At 50.2% G+C, this 24,443-nt stretch carries 26 protein-coding genes; 8 read left to right on the plus strand and 18 right to left on the minus strand.

What is annotated here, in order from left to right; genetic code table 11:
- The first annotated feature begins 4 nt into the window (after positions 1-4).
- The 5 genes from DWZ56_RS07400 (at position 5) to DWZ56_RS07420 (ending at position 3,432) form a co-directional block, all read left to right on the plus strand.
- Complete coding sequence (locus tag DWZ56_RS07400; RefSeq protein ID WP_118555750.1) at positions 5-652, plus strand: HAD family hydrolase; 648 nt, start codon at positions 5-7, stop codon at positions 650-652.
- 387 nt (positions 653-1,039) lie between these two features.
- Entirely contained in the window at positions 1,040-1,420 is a 381-nt protein-coding gene (locus DWZ56_RS07405) for a BlaI/MecI/CopY family transcriptional regulator (protein ID WP_118555751.1), read from the plus strand.
- 22 nt (positions 1,421-1,442) lie between these two features.
- Complete coding sequence (locus DWZ56_RS07410; protein ID WP_118555752.1) at positions 1,443-2,537, plus strand: M56 family metallopeptidase; 1,095 nt, start codon at positions 1,443-1,445, stop codon at positions 2,535-2,537.
- An 18-nt stretch (positions 2,538-2,555) separates the two neighbouring features.
- Positions 2,556-2,876, plus strand: a complete 321-nt coding sequence (locus tag DWZ56_RS07415) for a zeta toxin family protein (protein WP_118555753.1) — start codon at positions 2,556-2,558, stop codon at positions 2,874-2,876.
- 178 nt (positions 2,877-3,054) lie between these two features.
- A complete protein-coding gene (locus tag DWZ56_RS07420) occupies positions 3,055-3,432 on the plus strand; it encodes a hypothetical protein (protein WP_118555754.1) in 378 nt (125 codons plus the stop codon).
- Between the two features lie 36 nt (positions 3,433-3,468).
- Here DWZ56_RS07420 and DWZ56_RS07425 read toward each other — a convergent pair whose 3' ends face one another.
- The 7 genes from DWZ56_RS07425 to DWZ56_RS07455 all read right to left on the minus strand — a co-directional run bounded on the left by DWZ56_RS07425 (position 3,469) and on the right by DWZ56_RS07455 (position 8,431).
- The gene (locus DWZ56_RS07425; RefSeq protein WP_118520950.1) at positions 3,469-5,232 is read right to left on the minus strand and encodes a recombinase family protein; all 1,764 of its coding nucleotides are present in this window, start codon (positions 5,230-5,232) and stop codon (positions 3,469-3,471) included.
- A complete protein-coding gene (locus DWZ56_RS22695) occupies positions 5,229-5,381 on the minus strand; it encodes a hypothetical protein (protein ID WP_158575519.1) in 153 nt (50 codons plus the stop codon). The genes DWZ56_RS07425 and DWZ56_RS22695 overlap by 4 nt, the downstream gene beginning before the upstream one ends.
- A gap of 92 nt (positions 5,382-5,473) precedes the next feature.
- Positions 5,474-5,647: a transposon-encoded TnpW family protein gene (locus DWZ56_RS07430; protein WP_226855230.1), complete on the minus strand. Its 174-nt coding sequence runs from the start codon at positions 5,645-5,647 to the stop codon at positions 5,474-5,476.
- Between the two features lie 461 nt (positions 5,648-6,108).
- The gene (locus DWZ56_RS07440; RefSeq protein WP_002604473.1) at positions 6,109-6,351 is read right to left on the minus strand and encodes a helix-turn-helix domain-containing protein; all 243 of its coding nucleotides are present in this window, start codon (positions 6,349-6,351) and stop codon (positions 6,109-6,111) included.
- Positions 6,335-6,772, minus strand: coding sequence for a sigma-70 family RNA polymerase sigma factor (locus DWZ56_RS07445; RefSeq protein WP_002604474.1), 438 nt, complete (start codon positions 6,770-6,772; stop codon positions 6,335-6,337). The genes DWZ56_RS07440 and DWZ56_RS07445 overlap by 17 nt, the downstream gene beginning before the upstream one ends.
- Before the next feature lie 473 nt (positions 6,773-7,245).
- The gene (gene rlmN, locus DWZ56_RS07450) at positions 7,246-8,229 is read right to left on the minus strand and encodes a 23S rRNA (adenine(2503)-C(2))-methyltransferase RlmN (protein WP_002584956.1); all 984 of its coding nucleotides are present in this window, start codon (positions 8,227-8,229) and stop codon (positions 7,246-7,248) included.
- Between the two features lie 16 nt (positions 8,230-8,245).
- The gene (locus tag DWZ56_RS07455; protein ID WP_003431289.1) at positions 8,246-8,431 is read right to left on the minus strand and encodes a cysteine-rich KTR domain-containing protein; all 186 of its coding nucleotides are present in this window, start codon (positions 8,429-8,431) and stop codon (positions 8,246-8,248) included.
- Between the two features lie 398 nt (positions 8,432-8,829).
- Here DWZ56_RS07455 and DWZ56_RS07460 point away from each other — a divergent pair, with 398 nt between their 5' ends.
- The 3 genes from DWZ56_RS07460 (at position 8,830) to DWZ56_RS07470 (ending at position 11,012) form a co-directional block, all read left to right on the plus strand.
- Complete coding sequence (locus tag DWZ56_RS07460; protein ID WP_002584957.1) at positions 8,830-9,186, plus strand: helix-turn-helix transcriptional regulator; 357 nt, start codon at positions 8,830-8,832, stop codon at positions 9,184-9,186.
- A 201-nt stretch (positions 9,187-9,387) separates the two neighbouring features.
- On the plus strand, positions 9,388-9,717 hold the full coding sequence (locus DWZ56_RS07465) for a plasmid mobilization protein (RefSeq protein WP_002584958.1): 330 nt from the start codon (positions 9,388-9,390) through the stop codon (positions 9,715-9,717).
- Positions 9,678-11,012 (plus strand): relaxase/mobilization nuclease domain-containing protein, encoded by a 1,335-nt coding sequence (locus DWZ56_RS07470; protein ID WP_002584959.1) that lies wholly within the window; start codon positions 9,678-9,680, stop codon positions 11,010-11,012. Before DWZ56_RS07465 ends, DWZ56_RS07470 begins: the two co-directional genes overlap by 40 nt.
- 201 nt (positions 11,013-11,213) lie before the next feature.
- On the opposite strand, the gene DWZ56_RS07475 is transcribed toward DWZ56_RS07470, so the two are convergent.
- The 11 genes from DWZ56_RS07475 to DWZ56_RS07525 form a co-directional block, all read right to left on the minus strand.
- Positions 11,214-11,423 carry a transposon-transfer assisting family protein gene (locus DWZ56_RS07475; RefSeq protein WP_002584960.1) on the minus strand — a complete coding sequence of 70 codons (210 nt, stop codon included), beginning with the start codon at positions 11,421-11,423 and terminating at the stop codon, positions 11,214-11,216.
- Positions 11,424-11,427: 4 nt separating this feature from the next.
- Positions 11,428-14,457, minus strand: a complete 3,030-nt coding sequence (locus DWZ56_RS07480; RefSeq protein ID WP_118555755.1) for an antirestriction protein ArdA — start codon at positions 14,455-14,457, stop codon at positions 11,428-11,430.
- Between the two features lie 125 nt (positions 14,458-14,582).
- Positions 14,583-14,951 carry a cysteine-rich VLP domain-containing protein gene (locus DWZ56_RS07485; RefSeq protein ID WP_007860200.1) on the minus strand — a complete coding sequence of 123 codons (369 nt, stop codon included), beginning with the start codon at positions 14,949-14,951 and terminating at the stop codon, positions 14,583-14,585.
- Complete coding sequence (locus tag DWZ56_RS07490) at positions 14,948-17,023, minus strand: type IA DNA topoisomerase (RefSeq protein WP_118555756.1); 2,076 nt, start codon at positions 17,021-17,023, stop codon at positions 14,948-14,950. Before DWZ56_RS07490 ends, DWZ56_RS07485 begins: the two co-directional genes overlap by 4 nt.
- On the minus strand, positions 17,020-17,769 hold the full coding sequence (locus DWZ56_RS07495; protein ID WP_118555757.1) for a DUF4366 domain-containing protein: 750 nt from the start codon (positions 17,767-17,769) through the stop codon (positions 17,020-17,022). The genes DWZ56_RS07490 and DWZ56_RS07495 overlap by 4 nt, the downstream gene beginning before the upstream one ends.
- Positions 17,759-18,025: a DUF4315 family protein gene (locus DWZ56_RS07500; RefSeq protein WP_118555926.1), complete on the minus strand. Its 267-nt coding sequence runs from the start codon at positions 18,023-18,025 to the stop codon at positions 17,759-17,761. Before DWZ56_RS07500 ends, DWZ56_RS07495 begins: the two co-directional genes overlap by 11 nt.
- Before the next feature lie 6 nt (positions 18,026-18,031).
- Positions 18,032-18,754, minus strand: coding sequence for a phosphoadenosine phosphosulfate reductase domain-containing protein (locus tag DWZ56_RS07505; RefSeq protein ID WP_118555758.1), 723 nt, complete (start codon positions 18,752-18,754; stop codon positions 18,032-18,034).
- A 13-nt stretch (positions 18,755-18,767) separates the two neighbouring features.
- Positions 18,768-20,738, minus strand: coding sequence for a C40 family peptidase (locus DWZ56_RS07510; protein ID WP_118555759.1), 1,971 nt, complete (start codon positions 20,736-20,738; stop codon positions 18,768-18,770).
- Positions 20,735-21,691, minus strand: coding sequence for a DNA-methyltransferase (locus DWZ56_RS07515; protein ID WP_118555760.1), 957 nt, complete (start codon positions 21,689-21,691; stop codon positions 20,735-20,737). The genes DWZ56_RS07510 and DWZ56_RS07515 overlap by 4 nt, the downstream gene beginning before the upstream one ends.
- Positions 21,688-24,084 carry a VirB4-like conjugal transfer ATPase, CD1110 family gene (locus DWZ56_RS07520; protein WP_118555761.1) on the minus strand — a complete coding sequence of 799 codons (2,397 nt, stop codon included), beginning with the start codon at positions 24,082-24,084 and terminating at the stop codon, positions 21,688-21,690. The genes DWZ56_RS07515 and DWZ56_RS07520 overlap by 4 nt, the downstream gene beginning before the upstream one ends.
- A complete protein-coding gene (locus DWZ56_RS07525) occupies positions 24,044-24,436 on the minus strand; it encodes a PrgI family protein (RefSeq protein ID WP_118555762.1) in 393 nt (130 codons plus the stop codon). Before DWZ56_RS07525 ends, DWZ56_RS07520 begins: the two co-directional genes overlap by 41 nt.
- Between the last annotated feature and the right edge of the window lie 7 nt (positions 24,437-24,443).

Below are 24,443 nucleotides of genomic sequence, written 5' to 3' on the forward strand. Positions count from 1 at the left end.
GTTTATGGGATATGCTCATATCGTATTTGATATTGACGGTACGCTGCTGGACACGGAAGATACCATGCTGCGTTCGCTGAGCCGTGCGGTGGAGGAACTGCAGGGACGGAAGATGGAAGTGGAAGAGCTGCGCTTCGCATTCGGCATAACCAGCGAGGATGCGGTAAAGCAGCTGGGCATCACAAATCTGCAGACGGCTGTAAAGCTGTGGGATACCTATATACCGGACTACTGGCATCTGGTACATGTATTTGACGGGATCTTGGAATGCCTTGAGGGTTTGAAAAATCAGGGCGCCCGGACCGGCATCATCACTTCCAAAACCAGAGAAGAGTATGAGCGTGAATTCGTGCCGTTTGGCCTGTCCGGTTATTTCGATACTGTGATCTGTGCGGATGACAGCCCGCGCCACAAGCCTTATGCGGATCCCATGGAAGCATATCTGGAAAAGAGCAAGGCGGACCGCGCCAATGTGGTCTATATAGGGGACAGCAGATATGATATGGCTTGTGCCGAAGCGGCGGGGACCGCCTGTGCGCTGGCCCTGTGGGGCTGCCATCATCCCGAAGAGATCAGGGCGGATTATTATCTGGACAGCCCTGCGAAGATAACTGCGCTTTTGTATGACAGCGATTCGCCCTTCCGCCTATAGGGGTGGAGGGGCGAATCGTTGTCATATGCGGGAGGCTTACGGACTGTGGAGAGTGATCATTTTGTTACTGTTCACGGCTGCCGATAAAGCAGCGAATGACAGGGCAGAGTATGGTCCTCATAGGGATCCCTTGAAGCCCGCCGGTTCTTTCGCTGCGTAGTTTGCAGCGTTAGAACCGCTGCGCGCTTCACGGAGCGAGAGCGTGTCCCAATGAGGACCATACTCTGCCCTGCCATTCGCGGTAGGTTTACGACAACCGTGAATAGTAACATCATTTTTAAAAGCATGGAGAATTGGGTATTGACATCAATTAACGACAATTGTAGAATATAAGCAGCAGGCCGGATAGGAATGGAAGATCCGGTATAATAATGGGAGGGGATTGTGTTGGCAGAACTGATGAAACTGCCGGACGCGGAATTTGAGCTGATGAAACTGATCTGGGAGATGCCGCCGCCGGTAACATCGATGGAATTGGCCGCCAGGCTGCCCGATGATCTGCAGTGGAAGCCGCAGACAATACTGACTCTTTTAGGGCGTATGGAAAAAAGAGGATTTCTGCGCTCCAGAAAAGAAGGAAAGGAGCGCCTGTATTATCCGGTCGTGGGTGAGGATGAGTACATGTCCTTTGAGGCATCTCTGTTAAGGAAAAGATACCGTAACCATTCGCTGGCTTCCTTTGTGGGATCTTTGTACGGGGCGGACCGGCTGAAGGAAGAGGAGATTTTGGACCTGGAGCAATGGCTGGAGGCACAGAAGAAGCGCTGATAACGCGCGGATAGGAGCGGATATGAGACAATTATTGCTGGATTTATGCGTTTGTTCCGTAACAATGACGGTGATCGGCCTGATCTATTATTCTGCGGTGCTGATACTGGGAGAACGGTATCAGGCAAAATGGAGATATTACACCTGGATGGTAATCATAGCGGGCTATCTGTTTCCGTGGAAACCGGATTTTGGGCTCTTTGTTTCACGGCAGATCTACATGCCGGCCGGCTCCATGCCCAAAGAAACCGTGGAAGCCGGGCAGATTCTGCTGGCTGGCAGCTATTTTAATCTGCCTTCTTTGGCACAGGTTCTGGCGATCATATGGTTTTTGACGGCATTTGGGCTGGGAGTCGGGCTTCTTATCAGACACTGCGGTTTTATGGAGAGGATTCGCAGGCTTAGCATAAAGTCGGACTCAGAGCAGGTCCTGGCGATTACGGAAAAATACCGGCACAGGTTTGGCATCCGCAGGCCGGTCGAGGTGCGCACAGTCGATGGGATCAGTTCGCCCATGCTGGTGGGCTTTTTACGGCCGCTCGTTTTGATACCGTGTGAGGAATTTCCTAATATGGAGCTAGAACTGATTCTCAAGCATGAGCTGGTCCATTATAAAAGAAAAGATCTGTGGCTGAAGACACTGGCGGAGGCGGCCGCTGTTCTCCACTGGTTTAATCCGGCGGTCTATCTGATTAAGAGAGCATTTGAGCGGGATATGGAGATTTCCTGTGATGAAGAGGCGGTAAAAGATCTTTGCTGGGAGGAACGCAAACTATACTGCACCGCTATTATACGTGTGGTGCGCAGACAGGCGTCCTCTGCGACTGCCTTTTCCACGGGCTTTCGAAGCGGCAGCCATTGGATGAAAAAGCGGATGGAAGAGATACTTAGTCAGAAACGGCAGAGCCCATATGGTTTCCTTGCCGCCGCTGTGCTTTGTGCGGTGATGTTTGGCTCTGTCAGCCTGCGGTTTCAGCTGGATATCGGAGAGAGAAACTATGGGGACGGCATGTGGCAGGCGACAACCGCTGTCGCCGGGACGGTTGCGGGAGCGGAAGATCCGGCAGAGACGGCGGCAGTAAATCCGTACCGTGTTACAGCGTTTACGGTGGAATGACAGGAGGACGAAGAATAATTGACAGCGCGAATTGTTATCATTTCAGGTGCGTGCGGGACAGGCAAGAGCTCGGTCTCACGGCTGCTGGCGGAAACCTCGGCATATGAGCACGCGGTTCATATCCATATGGATGACTTCTATCAGTATATACGAAAAGGATATATAGCTCCCTGGCTGGACGGATCCGGAGAGCAGAATGAAACCATGATTGAATCCGCTGCGGCCTGCGCACAGCGTTTTTCCGAGGGCGGATATGAGGTCTATGTGGACGGAGTGATCGGTCCGTGGTATCTTGGACCCTGGATCAATATCGCTGAAAAAGGAACAGCGGCGGCTTAAGGAAGGCGCTTTCCGGCTGCGGTAATCAGCCTGTGTCCTATGACGCATGACGGTACCAGGGAGCGCTCTGCGGCGGAAGTTGTGGCAACAGCGGTCTGCCGCAGAGGGGAATACTGAATATGTGATCTATGTGAATGTAAGGCATATAAACGACAAATGTAGAAAAAAGGAGGGTGAAATGAAACCTTATCGAAAGCCGGAAATCCGGGAATGGGTTGAGGCGGGCTTTTGTGCATGGCTGTGCACGGCGCTGCTGAACCTTTCCTGGATATATACAGGGGAAAACGGCCTTGCTTTCAGCACAAACAGCGGGCTGATGCCCAGCATTTGTCTGTTTGTGCTGCTGTGGCTTATGTTCGCGCTGATTGGGAGGATCCGCCCTGCATCGTCCGGAAAAGTGCTGATGGCATCCGTATGCCTGTATTCGTCAGCCTGTGCGGCCGCTGGCGGCAATATTTGGTTTATAGCCGGGCTGGCGGCTGTGCTGCTTTGGACCGCGCAGTATCTTTCAAATAAGTCTGAAAAACAAAACCTTGCAAACGGGGCGGTGAATTAAGAAAACATTGAAGCAAGGGACGGTATAGCCAAACGGCTATGCCGTTCTTTGCTGTTTTTGAGTTGTATTTTGGGCTTTTTCTTTTGCCCGTTCAAAATCAAATGCACCGATGAAGTTATAAACAATCGTGATTTCCCTTGTCTTGGATTTCTTATCGGTATGGGAAACCTCGATACGGTCTATAAACTCCCGCAAAATGGAAGCGTCAAGTTCCTGCATATCGGTGTACTTCTTTACGACGCTGATAAACGCCTTAACGTTGGTTTTTTGCTTTTCCTGCTGCTTGATTTCTTCCCGCAACACTTCTGCCATTGATTTTAAGTTTTCCTGCTCCAACTCATAATCACGGGACATTTTGATAAACCGTTCATCTGATAATTTCCCGGTTACATTGTCCTCGTATAAATGCTTGAACAGGTTATCCAATTCGGCAATCCGGCTTTCGGCTCTGGAAAGTGTTTCGCGCTTGCGAGAAAACTCCGCGTCGCGCTCCCGTAAACGGCTGTCCGCTGCTTCTTGGATAAACTCGGCTTCGTACTGCGTTACATACTCGATTGCTTCCCGCAAGTTCCGCAAAACAATTTCGTGCAGGACAACATTTTTAATGGAATGGGTCGTACACAAATCTTTGCCTTTCCGATAGGTCGAACAGATAAAATACTTCTGTTCTTCGGTAAAGTTCGTTGCGCGGCATTGATACATCTTGCCGCCGCACTCTGCACAATAAAGCAGCCCGGAGAAAATACCCATATCGCCCATTTTGGTAGGACGGCGGCGTGATCGGCGTATGTTCTGCACAATGAGGAATACGCTTTCTTCCACAATCGGCGGCTGCGTGTTCTCAAAGATCACCCATTCCGACGGGTCGTTCCACAACTTCTTTTTGCTCTTGTAGGATTGCTTGCGGGTCTTGAAGTTTACGGTATGCCCTAAATACTCTATGCGTTCTAAAGTGCGGGAAACCGTTTCATTTGTCCATTTATATGGGTTAGCCGTTGGCTTGTTGGTAACAGGCCGCCCCTTTGCTTGGGAGTAAGCTGTCGGATTATAGATTTCGTGCTTTTCTAACCATTTTGCAATCTGCGTCGGTCCCATGCCGGAAACGCACAATGCGAAAATCTGCTGCACAACGGCTGCGGCTTCCTCGTCTATAATCCACTTCTTTTTGTTGTCCGGGTCTTTCATGTAGCCGTAAGGCGGGATTGTGGTAAGATGTTCGCCGGATTTACCTTTTGATTGCCAAGTAGCGCGTATCTTCTTTGAAGTATCGCGGGCGTACATCTCATTGAACACGTTGCGGATTGCGGTAAACTCATTTTCGCCCCGCGTACTGTCTACTCCGTCGTTGACAGCGATAAAATGCACGCCAAAATCGGGAAACAGCATATCGGTATAAAAACCGACTTGCAAATAATCTCGCCCAAAACGGGACATATCCTTGACGATAACGCGCTTGATTTTCCCCGCCTTAATATCGGCTAACATACGCTGAAAGCCGGGGCGGTTGAAGTTTGTACCGGAATATCCGTCGTCCTCGTCATAGTGCCGATAGGCAGTAATCCCATGCTCCCGGCAGTACCGTTCCAAAATCTTCTTTTGGTTTGCAATACTGTTGCTCTCGCCCTCTAATTTGTCCTCTTGCGAAAGTCTTTCATATAAAGCCGTTATACCCTCGTCCTGCGTGTCCTGCTGCTGATCGCGCACATAGAATTGCAAGACATTGTTTGAAATGACTTCGCGGACTTCCGCGCTTAACACTTTGGGGGCTGCAATCTGCTGAAAGGAAAAAGTGTTACTCATCTGCGCTCACCACCTTTCGCGGCAAGTGCAGCGTTCCCGTTCCGGCTTGCGTAGTAAAGAAGTCTTTGCATTTGATTGTCAAGGTACAAAGTATCTGTTTGAAGTGCCGCACGAAAATAGTATGCGGTCAATTTATCCGACTGTTTCATGTTACCTCCTATTCCGACAGCCGGACAAACAGGTTATATATATTATACCACATAACCCGCCGCCCGTCTGCAATAGGAGAGTATTTTCGGCATTATACCGGGCTTTTTTCTCGTTTTAGGTCATTGTGGATTAGGCGGCGTACCTTTGTCGCGGCGTCCTCTTTTACACCGTCTTTTACAACGGCTTTGACGATATAGGTTATATCCCCGATCTTGTATTCGCGTACAATCGGGGATTTTGCTTCTTGTTTATTTGTTTGTTCCATAGTAGAAAATCCCCCTTTCGTGGGATAGAAAGAGAATATTAAACTGAAAAGGCAAAAACGGGCGGTTGTTAGCTGCAACCTCACGGGAGTTTCACCCCGGCCCATGCTTATGGGTGCGCCGCGCAATACTTTGAGGGTGTTCAACGCGGGAGTATCATTGTGCCGCCTTGTATGTCGTCGCCCACAAGCTGCTAAACTTGTTTTACGGCGAGGTAGTTCTCGCTCGGCTTTCCCCGTAGGGGGAAAAGCTGTCATGGCGTACCCGCCGACTGGCTCGGTACAGACGGAATGTACCCGTTGCCTGTTATGCTGCGCACCAAAGGCCGCTTTCTTTGTCAAAGAACAATAGGCTTTGTCGGCCTGCAAAAGCACATCAACAGCGGATATGCTTTTGCGGAACGACAAATAGCCCATAACGGGAAGCGTGGAAAGGGGACACGCTCCCCGCATGGGCTAAAAGATTATCCTACATGAAAAGCAAGGGTGCGGGTAATAAGGCGCACTTGCAGCCTGTTACGCATTTCCTCGTCCACATAGGAATAGGTATTGCCCGCGTCGTCTTTCAGCGTGCGGGTACAAAGTTTCGCTATGTAACCCTCGTAGTGCTTCAAGATCGCGCACATGGCGGTTGTGTCGCCGTTTGCCGCTGCGGAAATGACAGGGAACGGCAACAGATTTTCAGACTTCCTAACGGTATTCATCATCTGCTTTTCCCTCCAAATACTGTTTGATTTTCGCAAGCGCGGATTTCCTGTGCCGGAAAACCGTCGTGCGTACAACATTCAGCAGTTCGCCAATTTCCGCGTCGCTCATATCCAAGAAGTAGGACAAAAGGATAATGTCGCGTTTCCTTTCGGGCAAAGCGTTAAGGGCTTCGGCAAGCAGTTCATTTTTGACGAGTACATCAAAGCCGGACACTTGAAAACGGAAATAATCGCTTTCGTATTCGTCCGTTGTGAAAAGCTGCGCGAGTTCGCTTTCGCTCAAATCCGAAAAAGTAACTTCGCGTGCTGCGCGTTTCGCAAGAGTGCGACGGTGGCTTTTCGCTTCGCCGACCAAAGTTTTCTTTGCTAATGCGTCGTACTGATGTTGTATTCTTTCCTTGTCGGAAGAAGATAGCTCCATAGAGTTCACCTCCTTCCCGCGTGGAGTAGAGGACGGGAGTTAAGGGCTTGTCCTCTCTGCCCCTTTCGCTCCGTACCCGTTCGGGAGATGGCTCTTGAGTGCGCTTTTCAGAAAAAAGTTGAAAAAAGCAAAATGCGCCCGTCCGCAAGACGCGGACGGGCGCAAAGGAAATGTAAGCAGTAGCTAAATGTATTGACAGTTCACATTCATAGCCGGAATATCCCGCTTGCGGAGCATAGCTTTTTTTGACCGCAAAGCATTAGGCGGGTTACAGTAAATAAAAATGGACACGGCGATACCTCCCCGATACCGCCGTATCCTTAAAAAAGGGCGACTTTAATACACTACCCGCAATCCATTCTATAATAGGGAACAGCGGCTTTTGCGCAATATTAAATAAAAAAGCCGATAACACATAGGTTTTTTGACCTAATGCGTTATCGGCTCTGCGTCTATGCGTCTGGCACTTTTAATCATTTTTTTTTGAATTTATTATATGTGTTAGCTAACTGTCCACAAGCCGCGTTAATCTCTCTGCCATGAGAAACTCTCATAGTAACTTCAAGTCCTGCTTGCTCTAATTGATGTTTGAATGCAACTATTTCCCGTTTCTGTGGTGCTTTAATTCTTGAATTGCTTGTTGGGTTGTATTGTAACACGTTAATCATAACTTTTTTGCCCCGAAACCATTTTGCAAGTTGTCTTACATCTGAGGGCCGGTCATTTATACCCGGTAAAAGCAAATACGCAAAGACAATTTTGCGATTATGCCTTTCAGAATAGGATAAGGCTTGCTTAACAACATCTTCAATAGCATATATGCGCATGTGAGGAATAATACGATTTCTTGCAGATTGTGTTGCTGCGTGTAAAGATATTGTCAACTGAATTTTAAGATGTTCCTCGCGCAATTTTTTTAATTGATCGACCGGACCAACTGTTGATATGGTAATGCCGTCGGTTGGAAAGTTGAGCCCATATCTATCTCGGAGAATATGGATTGCTTTTATCAAGTTGTCATAATTGAATAAAGGCTCTCCCATACCCATAAAAACGATACGGTTTACTTTTCGACGCAACAATATAATCTGTTGTACGATTTCTGACGATGTTAGATTACGAACAAAGCCATTTCGCCCGGACTCACAAAAAATACAACCAACAGGACAACCGACTTGTGTGCTCACGCAAACAGTTCCACCATCTCGCCGCTTGATAAAAACCGTTTCAATGTATTTGTTGTCTTTCAGTTCGTAAACATACTTTTCAGTATCACTGCTTTTGCAAATATTTTTTACCAACATTGATAGATTTTTTTTGCGTGGTAATTGCTTATATAATTCTTCATATAAGGCTTTTGCTTCATTCTCGCCAATAACTTCCGACATTTCTTTGTAAGTAAATCCGTATGGATCATTCCGTACTTCCGCAGGCGTATATTTAGGTAAACGTTTCATTTTTATATCCTTTCTTCTAAATAATAAAAGTTTGTTTTTCTGTATTTTTGATTACAATCTCTAATTTTTCTACATCAATGATATGCGTCAATTTGCATTTAGGGCAGAAAAGAGGAAAATCTTTTAATACAGTATTATGAAATACTTGAACTCTCGTCTTTCCGTTACAAATCGGACATTTTATCCAATATTTTTTAAGCATTATATTTCACTCGTCCTTTTTACACAAAAAAATGCAGGTCAATCCTCAACATGAGCATTGACCTGCATTTATAATGCACAGAGCAGTACAACAAAACTAAGGCATAGCTTGCACTATGTCTATACTATATCTATACGTCGTTAGTTTTTTGTATAGCATCCGCAAAATAAGCATGACAAAAAAGCCCATGTTGAAAATGGGAAAATCCTTTTTTTCAATGCTTATCTAATACGCATGCTATGCAACATAAACGCCGCCTCCTTTTACATAAATTTTATTTTATCAGAAAATCAGTCTACTGTCAATACACAACAGGAAGTATTTAACCTAATGATATGAATTGTGTGGACATATCCAAAAAGAAAGGTGAACTGTAAAATGTAACAGGGTGAATGAAAATGGCAAAAAGACCCGTACCATTGTACGACTTTAAGGCTTTCGGGGCAGCTATAAAAGCCGCGAGAAATGAATACGGCGAGAGCCGCAAAAAGGTAAGCGACGAGTTATATATTTCCCCGCGCTACCTTGCGAATATCGAGAACAAGGGACAACAGCCGAGTTTACAGGTATTCTATGACCTTGTAACCCGGTATCATATTTCGGTAGATCAATTTTTCTTCCCGAACAGCAATGCGGAGAAATCCACCGGGCGGCGGCAGCTTGACGCGCTGCTGGACGGTATGAGCGATAAAGGCATACGGATTGTAACCGCAACAGCAAGGGAGATAACGGAAGTCGAAAAAGCAGAGGATTAACCTCACAATATGAGAAATCGGGAGATTGCAGCGCATGGCGGCTGCAATCTTTTTTTGCGTCCAAAATCAAAGGAACGCGCAACAAATACCGCCTTTCGGTGGGGGTATGGAGTAGATAGCAAGCACAGCAAACGAGTACCCGTTTGCGGAAAATGCTTGTTGGGATAATCCCAAACCCTTATACCGAAAGGCGGTGCGGAAATGGAAAACCGAAAGAGAAATATACAGATGAAGTTTTACGTTACGGAAGAAGAAAAGCGGCTGATCGACGAGAAGATGAAGCAGCTTCCCATAAAGCAGTATGGGGCATACTTCCGTAAAATGGCGATAGACGGGTATATTCTTGTCGTTGACCGAAGCGACACAAAAGCATATATCCGGGAACTGCAAGCGGTGAGCCGGAACATCAACCAAATTGCAAAACGCGCCAATGCGACGGGGACGGTTTACAGGCAGGATATAGAGGACATTAAAAAGGCGGTGGACGAGATATGGCGGTTACAAAGACGCACCCTATTAAATCAACCTTAAAGGCTGCGATAGACTATATCTTAAATCCCGAAAAGACAGACGGGAAGCTGCTTGCGTCCTCTTTCGGCTGCGGGCTGGAAACCGCCGATATTGAGTTTGCATGGACGCGGGAAGCTGCCGGAGATCGCGGCACACATTTAGGGCGGCACTTGATACAATCCTTTGCGGTGGGAGAAACCACACCGGAAGAAGCGCACAAAATCGGCATGGAACTTGCCGGGGCGGTATTAGGCGGCAAGTATGAGTTTGTTTTGACAACTCACGTCGATAAAGACCATCTGCATAATCACTTGATTTTCAACGCGGTTAGCTTCGTTGACTACAAAAAGTACCATTCCAACAAGCAAAGCTATCACTTTATCCGGCGCACCAGCGACAGGATATGTAAAGAGCATGGGCTATCCGTCGTCGTACCGGGACAGGACAAGGGAAAAAGCTATGCAGAATACACCGCCGAAAAGCAAGGGACAAGCTACAAAGCAAAGCTGAAAACGGCGATAGATACTCTCATTCCCCAAGTGAAAGATTTTGACGAACTGCTGCGCCGCTTGCAGGAAATGGGGTATGAAATCAAACAGGGCAAATACATTTCCTTTCGCGCTGCCGGACAGGAACGGTTTACCCGCACAAAGACGCTCGGCGCGGCCTATACGGAGGAAGCGATAAAGGAGCGTATCAAGGGCGTGTATGTTGCCAAAACAAAAACGCTGCGGGAAGATAAGAAAATCCGGCTTGTCGTCGATCTTGAAAACAGTATCAAAGCCCAACAGTCGGCGGGCTATGAACGGTGGGCAAAAATCCATAATCTGAAACAGGCTGCTAAAAGCATGAACTTCCTAACCGAAAACAAGATTGAGTATTATAGCGAACTTGAAAGCAAGATAGCCGATATTATGACCGCTCATGACGCGGCGGCAAAGGCGGTTAAGGAAGTGGAACAGCGTATGTCTGATTTGTCGCTGCTTATCAAGCACACCACCACATACCGACAGTTAAAACCGATTTACGATGAATACCGAAAATCGCCGGACAAGGAAAAGTATCTGCGGGGGCATGAAAGCGAAATTATCCTGTTTGAAGCTGCGGCAAGGGCATTAAAGGAAATGCAGATAAAGAAGCTGCCCGATCTCGCCGCGCTGCGCAAGGAGTATAGAAGCTTAAACGACAGGAAAACCAAATTGTATGAAGATTATCGGCAAGCCAAGAAGCAAATGCAGGAATACGGCGTTGTCAAAAAGAACGTCGATAGTATTCTTTACCCGTCCCAAAGCAGGGCGCGGGAGCAGGAGCGATAAGGCGCAAAACATGGGGTGGCAAGTGGAATGTTAAGGGCTGAAAACGCCTGTGTTTCTGCGGCTTCCAGCGCATGAAAACGACATAGACGATAAAGTATATTCAAACCCGCAAAAACGGCTTTCTAATTGTCCACGCAAGGACAAAAAAAGAACAGGGGCGCGGTGCCGGAAATCGGCAACCGCGCCCCTGTTCTCTATGGGCTATTCCTCGTCGGTCAAGATAAACTCCCTTTCGGAAAACTCGCTGTCCGTCATGGCTTGCAGCTTGTTCACCGCTGCGGCGGCAAGCTGGCGCATATCCTCGTCCATGTAGGGCATGGCGGCAAGGATATTTTCAAGCGTTGTTTCCCGGCTGTCCTCGGCGTAGATCGCAACAATGTTTTCTTCCTCAATGGTAAAGCGGGTATTCATGCTATCAAACCTCCAAATCCTTTTTATGCTCTTTCTGTTTATCTTTCGGCTGCTGCGCCGCCTGTTTCTTGTATTCGTCCAGCTTCTTCAAAATGGACGGTTTTTTCTGCGGCTGTTCCCGTTTCTCGGCTTTTACCGCTTTTGCAAGGTCGGTAACGGAGATCGCTTCGCCCGCCTTTGCCCGCTGCTCCAAATCCGCGACGGTGGGCGTTTGCGGCGTGTTATTGATAAGCCCGTCAAAGTTGTTGTCGTTCTGCTCTACAATGTCCTCAACGTGCTTTAAGGGATTATCCCGCTGCGGCTGCTCGGCGGCTATGGCAAACGCCTGTGTACCATTCCCCATAATGAGATACTTCCCGTCCTCCGACGCATGGTGAAAACCAAAGCCCGCCGCTTCGATCTGTTCGCGGGTCATATCGGTAATATGAAAATTGCCCCTCGGCGTTCTAACGGTTTCACCCGTCATAAGGCTGTCGGGGGTCGCTTCCGGCTGCTGCTTTTCAAGCTGCCCGTCCTTGTAGGAATAGCCTTGCGCCGCGATTGCTTCAAGGGTCTTGCCTGTAACGTCGCCGTAAATCCGCTTGTCTGCGTCAACCAGCATTTGCAAGGTATCTTTTACAGTATCGGACAAGGCTTGCTGCTGTTCGGGCGGTAACTTGTCAAATACGGGGGGCTGCTGCTCCTGCTCGGCTTGCCGCTGCTGCTGCAATTCGGTAAAATGCCCCTCAATCTCGGTAATGAGTTCCTTTGCGGTCGCCTGTATCGTTTCAAGGGACGCTTTTAATTCGGTCATTTCCTTGCCGCTGCTCCACCCGGCAACATACCCGAAAGAGTAATCCGACGTATCAAGCCCGAAATGCTGACACACCGTATAGGCAACGCTTTCAGCCTGTACCTCGCGGCTGCGTCGGTCAACGCGGTTTTGTTCCTCCGGCGGGGCGTTTAAGTCCACGTCATGCAGCTTCGCATGGGCGATTTCGTGAATGGCGGTCTTTACCGCCTGTAACTCGCTCACGCCCTCTTTGATAGCAATTCGCTTATCGGTCAAACTGAAATATCCGTTTGCGCCGTTGGTGATCTGCTCAAAAGCAATCGGAACGGGGGACGCTTTTTCAAGGGCAGCGAAAAAGTCCTCGTACTGTTCCACATCGGCAAGCAGCGGTTTAACGGAAAGGTCGGGAAACTCCTTGCCCTCGGTCTGCGAAATATCAAAGACGGTTATAACCTTAAAGGCGGGGACGGTGATTTCCTTTTCTTCCTTAATCGCTTTTCCCTCGCGGTCAAGCATGGGCTTTCTCGTTTCGGGGTCGATTTTATCAACCAGCTTTTTCACCTTGTAGGGTGCGGGGGCAAAGATTTTAATGCCTTTCTCGCCTTTCTTTACATGGCGGTCAAACTCCTTTTCCCATTGACGGAAGCCCATTACCAAATTGCCGCCCTGCATGGCAATCAAAATCGTATTGTTCAGACTGTAATCATGAAACTTTGACATAGCGGTTAAAAACTCTTTATAGCGGTCGCTGTCAAAAATTGCTTGTACGCCTTGCTCCAAACGGGCGGTAATCTCCTTTACCTTTTCGGCGGGCTTTTCAGAAGTAAGGATAATGGGGACGACGGGGCGGGGCTGCTGCGGCTCGGCGGTCTGTACGGCTGCTTGCTGCACTTCGGCTGCGTCCATATAGGTCTTGTCCTGTTCGCTGCGCTCCGGCTGCGGGTAACTCATAATCTTGTATTCCTCCGGCACTTCGCGCCCCTCAAACTGCCGTTCCCACTCGTCGCCGCTTTCCACGATATAACCATATTCGGTAAACGCGCCTTTTTCCTGCGCGGCGGCATTTCTTCCGAAAGTAGTAAGGTCAATGCCGCCTTTCCATTCTTCGGGCATTTGTACCATGCCGGATTGATTTAAGTAATAGTCGCCCAAATCGCGGTAGGTATGTACTTCGGGGATATGGACGTAAAAATCCACGTTGTAGGTGAAGTCAATTACCTGTCCAATATTTGCAAGCCCGTTTTTCTGCTGCAAAGCTGCGTTCAGCTTGCCGATCTCGGCGGGGTCAAGCTGTTCGAGCCGCGCCGCAAGGAAATTGAGTTCGTCCACGTCGGCGGCGCATACCATTTCATAAGGCAAGGCAATATGTTTCTCCGGGTCGTCGGAATAGCCGCGAATGGAAAAATCCTGCGGGTTATCGGCGGTAATGCCGACGCTCTGCATAGCGCCCTGTAACTGCTCCTTTGTGGCGGGCATATCCAGCCAATAGCCGCTTGGGTCGCCCGCTTCAAAGCGGCTGCGGTTGCCTATCATAATAGAAAACTGTTCGCTCATGTGTTCACGCTCCTTTTCCTGCCCGGTATTATCGGGGATAGCTGCCGCCTGTTGCTGCTGCGGGGGTTCCTCACCCTCTATGGTGTAGTCCGGCATGAGCATACCGTTTACTTTGAAATAGTCGGCGTACTCCTGCGGGATAGGCGGGGAGATTTCCGTAAACAAGCGGTCATACGCTTTGATACGCCCATTCAGATACTTTTCCATAGCTGCCTTGTCGGTGAAAACCTTTCTATCCTGTCCGGCGATCTTCGCTTGGGTTCTGCTTGGGCTGTTGGTTCGCACGCTCCATGTAAGCGTCCATGAATACGGGATAGATTTCTGCGCTTCTTGGTTGTAGCGGGTATTTTCGTAAATGTAGTAATTCATCTGATATACCCGGTTGCTGCGGGTGTGGCGGTTATACTCGTTTTCCTGCCACTCGTTCGCGGTGTGCTGGACGTGCGGCGTTCTCACATATTCCAATGCTTTATCCAGCAAAAGCGTTTTCCCCGCCTGTTCTTCCCATGCGGCGGCTTGCTCCTTTAAGCTGTCAAAAATCGCCTGTTCTGCCGCCGCGCTTTCGCTGCGCATGGAAAGTAGCTGCGCAATCGGCAAGGAAGCATAAGGGGCAATATCCCCGTCCTTTGCTTCAAAATATATCCGGCGTTCTATCCGCATGGTTTCGGCGGCTTCTAATTTGTCATGGTCGTATGAGGTGTACGGCATATTGTTTCATCACGTCCTTTCTCGATTTTTAAGGGTTTGGGACTATCCCAACAAGCAAAATGCCCGCGCTTCCCATAGAGCAGCGCGAGCATTTCTCGCAAACGGGTACTCGTTTGCTGTGCTTGCTATGTAGTTGTTTTTATCCGTAAACGCCTGTTTCTTTCGCTTTCCGCTTTCTGTCTGCGGCGTATCTTTGCCGCGCAATCGGGACAGTATTTCGCCCGGTTGCTGCCCGCCGCAAACGTGCTGCCGCATACCGCGCAACGCTTCAAATCGGTTTCCCCGCTGCGGGTGATCTGTTCGCATAGCTGCCTGTCTGCGGGTAAAACCGCTTCGCGGAAATAACGGCATAACAGCGAATAGCTGATACTCTGCACACAAACGCAAGTTTCCCCGTCGTCCAATAGCAGACAGTTCCCGCAATCGTTGTTGGCGCACGCGGCGCGGGTCATTTTCTTAACGGCTCGATACTGCTTTTCATCAAGCCTAATCATTTTCGGTTCTGCTCGACGCGGAAGTTTACATACTTGCCGCCTGTGTCGGCAAGCAGCACAACCCCGTCAAAGGTCTTTCCTGTTTTGGTGGAGTACATACCTTTGATTTTTACCTTTCCGTCTTTCAAAAGGGCGGCGGCAATCGCCTTTGTGAAAGCCTTTTTGCGCTGCTCAAAAAAGCGGTCATTTTTCCACATAACAAAGCTGCACGCCCTGTCGGAACAGTAGTAGTTTTTCTTGCCCTCGTAAACCGCCGCGCCGCAACGGGGACAAGTGCCGATTGCTTCCCGCTGCGGGGCAAACAGCTTCGCTTTATCTTCGGAAATCGCGGAATAGGTTTTGACAAGTCCCGCTGTCATTTCCTCAATCCCGCGCATGAAATCGTCTGGGCTGTCGCTGCCTTTGGCAATCCCGGTAAGGCGGGTTTCCCATTCTGCCGTAAGCTGCGGGGACGTAAGGACTTCGGGCAGAATAGCGGCAAGGTTATACCCGTCCTTTGTGGGGATTAGCTTTTTGCCCTTGCGCTCGGCAAAGCCCGCGCTAATGAGTTTTTCAATGATACCCGCCCGCGTTGCGGTAGTGCCTAACCCTTTGCGCTCCGCGTCCTCCGGCGTGTCCTCCTTGCCCGCGCTCTCCATAGCCGAAAGTAACGTATCTTCGGTATATGCTTTTGGGGGCTGCGTGTAACGCTCGGAGATCTCCGCTGCCGGATTGTCAAAGGTCTGCCCCTCGGCAAGCGGCGGCAAAACGGCTTCCAGCTCTGCGTCCTCGTCCTGTTCCTCGGACGCGGCGCGGGACAGCTTTTCAATCTCACGCCACCCCTCGCAAAGCGTCGTCCTGCCCTTTGCGGTAAAGGTATAACCGCCGCAAGAGATAACCGCCGTAACCGCTTCATATTCATAGGGCGCGGCTGCGGCGCAAAGCAGCTTCGCGCACACAAGGGTCATAAGTTTTGTTTCGCTGTCGGCAAGGGAAGAAAAGCCCGCTTTCAAAAACTCGGCTGTCGGCAAAATAGCGTGGTGGTCGGTTACTCTGCTGTTATCGCAAACCCTTGTAAGGCCTGCTTGCAGCTTTACCCCCTGCATAAAGGGAAGCAGCGAACAAAGCCCGGTAATGAGTTCCTTTGTGCTGCTCTGCATATCGGAAGTGATATATTTGCTGTCGGTGCGGGGATAGGTCAAAAGCCGCTTTTCATAGAGGGCTTGCGTATAATCAAGGGTCTGTTTCGCCGTAAATCCATACAGGCGGTTAGCTTCGCGCTGCAACGCGGTAAGGTCAAACAGTTTCGGCGGGGCTGCGGTCTTTTTCTCTTTTTTGAGGGAAGTACAAACGGCTTGCGATTTCTCGCAAGCCGCTTTCATCTGCTGCGCTGCCGCTTCGTCGTCCTGCCGTTCCGAAAGGGCGGCAACGCCGCCAACGTCCAGCCGGACAACATGATATTTCTCTTTCTTAAAGCTGCTGATTGCATAGTCGCGGTTTACCAGCATAGCAAGGGTGGGCGTTTGCACTCTGCCGACATTCAATGTTTTATGGTAGAGGATAGAGAAAAGGCGGGTCGCGTTAATGCCAATGAGCCAATCGGCCTTTGCTCTGCAAAGCGCGGATTGATAAAGGTTGTCGTAGCTGCGCCCGTCTTTGAGATTAGAGAAGCCCTCGCGGATTGCGCTTTCTTCCATGCTGCTAATCCAAAGGCGGGAAAAGGGCTTTTTGCAATTCACCTGTTCATAGACAAAGCGGAAAATGAGTTCTCCCTCGCGTCCGCTGTCGCAAGCATTGACAATCTCGGTAACGTCGCTGCGGTGCATAAGGTCTTTGAGAATGGAAAACTGCTGCTCCTTGCCGCTGGCAACAATAAACCGCCACTCCTGCGGGACAATGGGGAGATCGTCGTACTTCCATTTACGGAATTGTTCATTGTAGGTCGCCGCGTCTGCAAGGCTAATCAAATGCCCGATACACCACGACACAAGATAACCGTTGCCCTCAAAATATCCGCTGCGCTTTTCATTCGCGCCCATAACGGCGGCAATCGCCGCCCCGACGCTCGGTTTTTCTGCAATTACAAGTTTCATAGATTGTCGTCCTCCTGCTCGGTCTGTTCGGTTTCTACTTCTTCCGTTTCCTCGTCGTCCTCGTCAAAATCAAGGTCGTCAAGGTTGCTGCTGCCTTTCGCCGCGTCCTTTTTGGGCTTCAAAATCTTAAAGTAGTAGAACGCGCCGCCGCCCGCTGCGGCAACAAGCAGCACGACAAGCAGAATACCCATGCCGCCGCCTTTTTCTTCTTCCGGCGGCTGCTCGGTTTCTTCCGGCTCCGGCTCGGCTTCCACGCCCGCGCACTCGCTCATATTGACGCTGCAAACGGGGCAAGCGGTGTTGACGCTTCCGACAATACATTTTTCGGTGCAGCTACAAACGGGGGCTTCGGTCTGCCCGTCCTCCATAAGGGCGGTTAAATCCGCTTCGTCCACTTGGTTAAGGAAATGGACGGTGTTTTCCCCGTCCTCGGCGCGGTCAATGATGATGTAAAAATAGTTGCCGCTTTTGGTTACGACGGTGATAAACTGCTTGTCGCCGGACGCTTCCCCCGTAATATCGTCCACAAGGGACATATTACCGTCCGGGGTAAGGGGCTGCGGCTCATAGCCGCCCGTCGTTTCCTCCGGCTCGGTTTCCGGTGGGGGCGTTTCCTCGGTTACAGGGGTAGGCGGCAAGTCGCTTTCAGACCCGCCGCCCGCGTATGCGGTAACAGAAAGGCCGCACATGATAACCAGCGCGGCAAGCAATACGGTAAACTTTCGGATTAGCTTTTTATTCTTCATTGTCGCTGTCCTCCTGTTCGGCGGGGTAAGTGGCTTCCGGCTGCGGCAAGGTGATTTCGCCGCTGGCGTAAGCGGAGAGGAACGCGGCAAGCTGCGTCCCGTCAAGGTGTACTGCCTTTACCATTTGCACGATCTGTGCGTTTTCTTCCTCGACTTTCTGCGCTTCAAGGTCTTTCAGCTTCTTTTGGTATTCAAGGATTTTTGCCCTCGTTTTCTCAATATCCCTTTCGATACGGTCAAGTTTCGTGTTCGCCATAGTCATTTACTCCTTTCCAAACTGTTCTTTCCATGAATAGCTGCGCCCCAATCCCTTAACGGTTTTAAGATAGGGCATAGCGTTTTCTTCCAAAGCCGCCGCCCGGTTAAATAGATCGGGATAGTGTTCTTTGAGATATAAAATCTCTTGTTTCTTCATGCTCGGACAAAAGAAACAGGACGATTTACCCGGCTGCGGCAATCCTGCCGCTTTGATTTCCCGAATACAATCGTCCCTGTTCCAGCCCCATTCTTCAATGAGAGGGTAGCGGTTATGATATTTTTTGTCGGCTTCGTTGTACTTGCGGGAATGTTCATACCGTTTCACTTCTCCCGCGTCATAGCCGATATAGCGGTTGACTTTCTCGCCGCGCTGCCATACTTCGCGGCAAGGCGCATAGTGGTTGCAAAACTTTTCCTGCGGTGCGATTTTGTGTTTCTGCGAACAACGCTTATGCCCGTAGGCAATCGACGGGAGCGTATGAGAGCGCAAGCACTCGGTTTCAAGAGGTAGGCGGTTGCCGTAGCGGTCAACATACTGCACAACGGTAATCTGCGGCATACCGCGTTCCGCAAGCCATTGATTGATTACCTTAACAAATTGATAGGTATGCGGGTGTTCCGCACCCGTATCGGCAAAGGTGATAAGGTCAACCGGGATTTTGTGCTTGTATAGGCCAATAAGTAAGGCGGCACTATTCGTGCCGCCGCCAAAAGATACAATATTCATTTTTCAACTCCTTTTAGTTGTAATGTAACCGCCCGTAGGCGTAAAAGTGGGATTGCCAATAGCTGGTGTCCAGTCTTGAATACTGGATAGGGTCGCCACAATGCAGCATGACGGGGCTTCCGTCCCCGTCCTCGCCCACATAAATCCCCACATGGGAAACGCCGGGGGTATCGTATGTACCCGTAAAGAAAACCAAATCCCCCGGCTGCGGGTTAGAAACAGGGGTTGAGATGTTGTAAAGCCCTTGCGCCCCAAGTCTGCCCGTATTGTATAGGCCGCTGTTCGTCAACACATAACTCACAAATCCGCTGCAATCAAAAGAGGTTTCCGGGGTGCTGCCGCCCCACACATAGGGAAAACCGACGTATTTATCCGCTTCCTCCATGAGCCGCGCAAACTTTTCATCGGAATTAAGCAGCGCGGTGGGTACTTCGTAATCGGCGGGCGGGTTTTCATAGTATTTTGAAACATAGCCGGATTGCGGGAACAGATCGGGACGGTTGCCAAGGGACGACATATAGATTGCATATAGGGACAACTGTTCTTCCCCCATGATATAAACGGGAACATGGGAAAGGTTGAAGTTTTCCAAATCCACATGAAGAATGTAATAGTTATAGGGTACTTCAACTTCGTATTCGTTGCCCTCGCTGTCCGTCCGCGTTTCGGTGCGGTAGCGTACCTCGACTTCCTCCGTAACCGTCAAGATATACTGTTTCTCAAAGAGCATTTCAAGGGTGCTTTGCGCTTCATCGAGAGTAAACACGCCCTCATGCAGCGCGGAGAGGATAGAGATTAGCACATAGGGGTCATGCTCGATCTCGTCCGCGTTTACCCGGTATTCGTCGTAGCCGGGGTATTCGCTTTCGATATTGTCCAGCATATCTTGTAACTCGGCTTCCATAGCGGCATACGCGCTTTCCGCGCCCGTTATATCCGCGTCCTCGGAGAGATAGGACGACGCAATCAAACCGCTGCCGCTGTTGCCGCCAAAAAGGGAACAAGAGGACAGCCCGCCGAAAAGCAGCAGCACGATAAAGGCAATCCCGCCCACAATCAAGCAGCCTTTCCAGTGCCGGACAACAAAGAACGTCGCCCGTTTGGTTTCCTGCGCGGTTTTCTTCGCCGCCTTTGCGGTGGCTTCGGCGGTCTTTTTCACTTTGCCGCCCGCTTTCAGCGTTTTTGCGTATTGCTTTTTAATGCGCTGCTTCTGCCAAAAGCGGGAAATGGGGTTGGAGTGCGCAAGAGCGGGGTTATCATGCAACGCCTTTTGATAGAGGAAATCGGCGTTTGCCTTTACCGCCTTTTTCTCCGCTGCCGCCGCTGCCCGGTAGGGTTTCAGCTTATGGCTGCGTATGCTGCGCTTTGCTGCCCGCGCCGCCATGCCGCCCGCTTTCTCGCCCGCAAGTTCTACCCGGTGCCCGCTTTCCACACCGACGTTTTCTTTCTCTACCTCGTAGATTTTCCCGTGTACGGTACTGTTTAACTCCTGCGCCGGACGGGATAAGGGGTTATGCCGCAACTTGCCGTTTGGGGGCTTATCGGTCTTTTCAAAGGAAAGGCGCGTTTTTGCCTTGCCTTTCGCTTCGTCAAAAACGCGCTCTTTCTTGATTTTGGTCTGCTTGGGGATAGCTGCCCGCGCCGCATCTAAACGGCCTGCCGCCTTGTCCGATTTCTTAATTGCCTTTTGAAGTTCCGGCGTTGCCCGTTCCGCTTCGGAAAACTGCAAGCGGGAAGTATGGTTTTTTAGCTGCGCCGCGTCAAGGGCTTTTTTCTCCGCGCCTTTTGCCGCGTGTCGTTCAACCTCTGCGCCGATATGCTGCACAACCTTTTCCGCTGCCGCCCCTGCGGGGGCTGAATAGTTTTCCTCCTGCGGCCTTTCGCTGATACTGGACGTTTCGCCCGTCGTAAGGTTTTGTGCAACCGCACCGTCGCGGGTCATTTTCTGCGTTACCTTGTCGGGGGCTTTCAGTTCCTTGCTCAATCTTCATCACCTCCAATCCGCTGTTTTGCAAGTTCGCAATAGTTGGGGTTTAACTCAATGCCGATATAGCGGCGGTTAAGCCGCTTTGCTACCATGCCCGTCGTGCCGCTGCCGAAAAAGGGGTCAAGGACAATCCCACCCACGGGACAGCCCGCCAAAATGCACGTTTCCGCAAGTTTGGGCGGGTATGCTGCGAAATGCCCGCCATGATACGCGACATTGTTGATCTGCCAAACGTTGCGGCGGCTGCGGACGGGAGAAATCAACTCGTCGGCGTATGCGCCCTTTTCGCGGGGGCGGTTGATTTTCTGCGGTTGGTTTTGCCCCGGAACAGTAACGTTATACTTGTTTCCTTTGCTAACTCCGCTTTTCAGCCGCCCCGCCGTTGTGGGTGCTATCGGCTCGGCTACCGCTTGCCAATCGTAGTAATACTTCTTTGACTTGGTAAGCAGAAACACATATTCATAGCAGCGGGTCGGCCTGTCCCGCATGCTTTCCGGCATGGGGTTTGTTTTGTACCAGATAATAGAACTGCGCAAATACCAACCGTCGCCCCGCAAGGCAAGGGCTACAAGCCACGGAATACCGATTAAATCTTTCGGCTTGCAGCCGGGGGCGCGGTGGTTGAACGCCACTTGCTGCCCGTTCCTGCCTTTGGGATATTTAGGGTCTTGGTGGCCGGCTTTGCTGCCTGTGCCGCAATAAGTGTCTGCGATATTGAGCCAACAAGTACCCTCCGGCGCAAGCACCCGCTTTACCTCATGGAAAATCGCTGTAATGCGGGAAACATATTCTTCCGGCGTTGCTTCCCGCCCGATCTGCCCGGCTGCGCCGTAGTCTCGCAAGGCATAGTAGGGCGGGGACGTTACGCAACAATCAATACAGTTATCCGGCAAGGTTTGAAGCACCTGCAAGCTGTCGCCGCAATAGATTTTATCCGTTTCTATCCTCATGCCGACACCTCGCCGGGTTTGGTCGTCATGACGCGGTACAGTTCCGTGTCCTGCGGGAAACGGTCAATAAACGGCAAAATCACGTTGCCGTAGAAAATAAGCCCCTCGCCCGCTTCGGAATGGGTTACATAGGTCATTTGCTGCTGCGAAATATTAAGCTGCTTTGCAAGGATTTCCCTGTCGCCCTGCGCTTGGTTGAGCATATACACAAAGTCCGAGTTTTCAAAGATGTTCTCCACCTCGCGGGACGACAACAAATCTTTCACGTTTTGGGTGATACCTGTTGGAATACCGCCCCATTTGCGAAAACGCTTCCAAATCTCAACGCTGTACGCTGCGGTCTGTTCCTCTTTGAGCAGCAAATGAAACTCGTCGATGTAGTACCGCGTCGCCTTACCCTCGCTGCGGTTTATGGTAACTCTGTTCCAAACTTGGTCTTGGACAATGAGCATACCGAGTTTTCGTAGCTGGGTGCCGAGTTCTTTAATATCAAAGCAGACAAGGCGGTTATGAATATCAACGTTTGTCCTATGGTTAAACACATTCAAGCTGCCGTTTACATAGAGTTCCAATGCCGACGCGATACGCTGCGCTTCCTTTTCCGGCTGCTTCTTGATTTCATTGTAGAGGTCGCCCAAAATCGGCATATTCTCTGGCTTCGGGTCTGCAAGGTAGCTGCGGTACACGCTGATAACGGCGCGGTCAATCAAGGTCTTTTCAACCGCTTCCAGCCCATTTTTGCCGCCCATAATGAGTTCGCAAAAGGAAAGGATAAAATCGCTCTTTAAGGCTATGGGCGTGTCGCCCTCGCTGTAATTGAGGTTTATGTCCATCGGGTTAATGTACTGCGTGCTGTTCTGCGAAACCTTGATAACCTGTCCTTTCAGCCGTTCCACAAGGGGGTAATACTCCGCTTCCGGGTCGCAAATGATAATATCGTCTGCGGTAATGAGAAAAGCGTTGGTGATCTCGCGCTTTGCCGAAAAACTCTTGCCGCTGCCCGGTGTGCCGAGGATAAGGCCGTTTGGGTTTTTCAGCCGTTTTCTGTCGCACAAAATCATGTTATTCGATAATGCGTTTAAGCCATAATACAACGCTTCGCCGCTTTGGAACAGTTCTTGTACCGTAAAGGGGACGAAAATAGCGGTGCTGGAAGTCGTCAAGCCCCGCTGGATTTGGATTAGGTTTTCGCCCAATGGGATAGAGGACATAAGCCCTTGTTCCTGCCGATAGTCAAGGCGGGTGAGCATACAGTTGTATTTCTGCGCGATACTTGCGGCACTGAATACGTCGTTGTCCAATTTCTGCTTTGTGTCTGCCACATTCAAAACTAACAGCGTAAGCAAAAACATTCGCTCGTTCCGGCTCTGCAAATCCCGCAAAAGGTTTTTCGCTTCGCCGCCGTAGGTGGCAAGGTCGGACGGGATTATATCCATGTCGTAGCCGCTGCGGATTGCCTTTTTCTGTTCCTCAATCTTCATGCGGTCTAAATCGGTGATTTTCCGCTTAATAGTCTTGATTGCTTCGTTGTGGTCGATACTCTGAATGTGCAGATTGACGACAATCCCGTTCTCCGCTTCCATGAAGTCGGCAAGCATACGGTCTGAAAGTTCCGGCGCGGCAATCTGCAAAAAGGAAACCGCGCCAAACTTCCCGCCCATTTGAAACATTCGCCCGTCGCCAAAACGGAAAGAGGACGGGGCAATAAAGTCTTTGACGGAAAGGCCGCTTACGGGTAGCCATTCCCATGCAAAATTGAAGCGTTCCCCGTCCGGGTGGAAAAGCCCATGCAGCACTTCAAGCCGCTGCTTCCCGTCCAGTACCCGCGCCGCCGCGCCGATCACCTTAAAATGGTTCAGCGTGTCCGTTTCGATACGGGCAAGCCGCGCCCGCGCCGATTTAATATCTTTTGCTTCAATGGTAAAGGTGAGAAACTTTGTCTTGATAAGCCCGTTGTTGCCGCGTTCAAGCTGCGTTTGCAGCATTTCGGTGTATTCGGCTCTGATACTGTCAAAGTCGTCATTCTGCGGGGCAATCGTGATACTACTCTTAAAATCTTCCTTGTTCGCATGGCGGCTGATTAAGGAAAGCTGCACGCTGATAGAAGCGTCAAAAGAGTTATACATATCGCAAAGGGCTTCAAAAATGGCGGTCTTGTCGTCCGGCTGCGCAAGTTGATAGTTAATATCTTCAAACTCAATGCACTTGGAATACCGCCCGTTTGCAAGGCGGCAAATCCCGTCCTTATACATTCGCTCAAACGGTATGCTGTCCTGCGCCGTATGGGGCTTCCCGTCGCCCTTTGCCTGCCGGATAAGCGCGTCGATCTGTTTCTTTTCCTGCCGCGTAAGTTTACGCTTTTCGTTTTGGGTCTTTCCCTTTTCCTTTGACAATCGCCCGTACCTCCTTATCTAATCGCTCCTGCCGCGCAAGGGCAGTATAAAAATTGTTGGTCTGATAAGGTCGCTCTTTGGGGCGAAGAAACTTCACTTCCACAAATTGCCGTATAATCACTTCCAGCGGTTGCCCGTTCTTCTCGTACATAGCGAGTAGGAACATAGGCAGCATGGCAAGCACCATGCACAAAGCCGCCGTTGTCGTTCCCGCGCTGTCCTTTGTCAAAAAGAATAGCGGTAGCCCGATAGCCACCGCCGCGCCGAAACAGAGTAATTGTCTTTTGGTAAGGTTAAACATTACCTTGCTTTTGATTTTGGTTAAATCCTTTGGGACGGTTACATACGCCATAGTCCAC

Origin of the sequence: Lachnotalea sp. AF33-28, from assembly GCF_003477885.1 — a bacterium.
GTDB lineage: Bacteria > Bacillota > Clostridia > Lachnospirales > Lachnospiraceae > AF33-28.